A 2,117-nucleotide genomic window follows, 5' to 3' on the forward strand; every position below is an offset into this window, starting at 1 on the left:
TTGTAGAAAATACTTCAACAAATTGTGCAGGTTATAATCCCTCAACAATTTCAAGTATTCAAAATCCGTCTGGTGGAACGATTCAATGGCAAAAAGCGGAAGATTGCTCCGCCGCAAACCCTACTTGGATAAATATAGTGGGAGAAAATACTGCAACTTTCAACCCTCCTTCTCTTTTGGTATCGACTTGTTACAGAAGGATGGCTTTTGATTCTTGCAATACTGTATATTCAAATATTACGACTTTCAACATCAATCCAGATCCAAGTATAAACATCGTGGCTGACTCAGATTCGGTTTGTTTTGGAAAAACGCTTAATATCACAAAAACAGTAATTGGAGGTGAGGGAATTTGTAATATTCAATGGCAAATCAATAAAGTTAGTTCTTCTCAAAGTTCTACAGCTTGGAAAAATACTTCTGTTTCAGACGCTTTAGCCTTTAGTTTTGATAATCCAGGAAACGATAGCACTTTCTATTTTAGAGCAAGAGTGGATTGCATTAATAGTTCTTGCAATATCGCTACTTCCAATGTGCTTTCAATTGTTTTTCATCCTGATTTAAGTATTTCGGTGCCTTTTACAGATTCAACAATTTGTGCAGGTGCGAATGTAAGTATTTCAAGTTCAGGCTGTAAAGGTGATATTCTTTGGTCTAGTGGTCAAACTTCTGCTCAAATAAATGTTGTTCCAACCGAAAATACCACTTACACTGTCAATTGCAAAAACTCTTGTGATGCTATTTCTAAAAGTGTGAATATTACGGTGGTTCCCGGAATTGAGGCTCCAAATATTTCTACTTCACAATTGAATTATTGTTTTGGGGAAACTATAAAAATAACCGCAACTAACTGTGTTGGTAAAGTAATTTGGAGCAATGGAATACAAGGTGCTAGTATTGAAATTACTGCAAATGAAAGCTTTAGCATTTCGGCTTCTTGTTTCGATCAAAAATGCCAATCTCCACAAAGTCAAACGCTTAATATCAAAGTTTATCCAGTTTTGACGCCCGGTTCTATTGTTTCAAATACTTCTACAAATTGTGCGGGTTTCAATCCATTGACCATCGCAAGCGTTCAAAATCCTTCTGGAGGAACCATTCAATGGCAAAAAGCGGAAGATTGTTCAGCGGCAAACCCTACTTGGGTAAATATTTCGGGAGAAAATATTGCAACTTTCAACCCTCCAGCCCTATTGGTTTCGACTTGTTACAGAAGGATGGCTTTTGATTCTTGCAACACTGTGTATTCAAATATCACGACTTTCAGCATCAACCCAGATCCAAGTATAAGCATTGTTGCAGATACAGATTCGGTTTGTTTTGGAAATACTCTAAATCTCACAAAAACCGTAATCGGCGGTGAAGGAACTTGTAATATTCAATGGCAAATCAATAAAGTCAGTTCTTCTCAAAGTTCTACAGCTTGGAAAAATATTTCTGTTTCAGACGCATTAGCTTTTAGTTTCGATAATCCTGGAAACGATAGCACTTTTCACTTTAGAGCAAGAGTTGATTGCATAATTAGTTCATGCAACATAGCTACTTCCAATGTAGTTTCGGCTGTTTTTCATCCGCAATTGAGTATTTCGGTGCCTTTTGCAGATTCCACCATTTGTGCTGGTGCGAATGTAAGTATTTTAATTTCAGGCTGTAAAGGAGAAATTCTTTGGTCTACAGGCCAAACTTCAGCTCAAATTAATGTTGCACCAACAGAAAATACTACTTATATAGTCTCTTGTAAAAACTCTTGTGACGCGGTTTCTAAAAGTGTGAATATTACAGTAGTTCCTGGAATTGAAGCTCCTAACATTTCTACTTCACAACTAAATTATTGTTTTGGAGAAATCATTACTTTAAATGCCTCAAACTGCTCGGGTGATATAATTTGGAACAATGGAATGAAAGGTGCGAGTATTGAAATTACTGCAAATAATAATTTCAGTATTTCCGCAAAATGCCAAACTTCAGAATGCCAATCACCACAAAGTCAGACGCTTAACATAAAAGTCTATCCAGTTTTGGCACCTGGTTCTATTGAAGAAAATACCTCTACAAATTGTGCAGGTTTCAATCCATTGACCATCGCAAGCATTCAAAATCCATCAGGTGGAACTATT

The 2,117-nt window shown here is 36.6% G+C and carries 1 protein-coding gene; it reads left to right on the forward strand.

Annotated elements, in window-relative coordinates; all coding sequences use genetic code 11:
• Positions 1 to 2,117: hypothetical protein (locus tag EGI22_RS15455; protein WP_255069335.1), on the forward strand; the 2,117-nt coding region annotated here is incomplete at both ends.

Origin of the sequence: Lacihabitans sp. LS3-19, from assembly GCF_024343575.1 — a bacterium.
Classification (GTDB): Bacteria; Bacteroidota; Bacteroidia; order Cytophagales; family Spirosomataceae; genus Leadbetterella.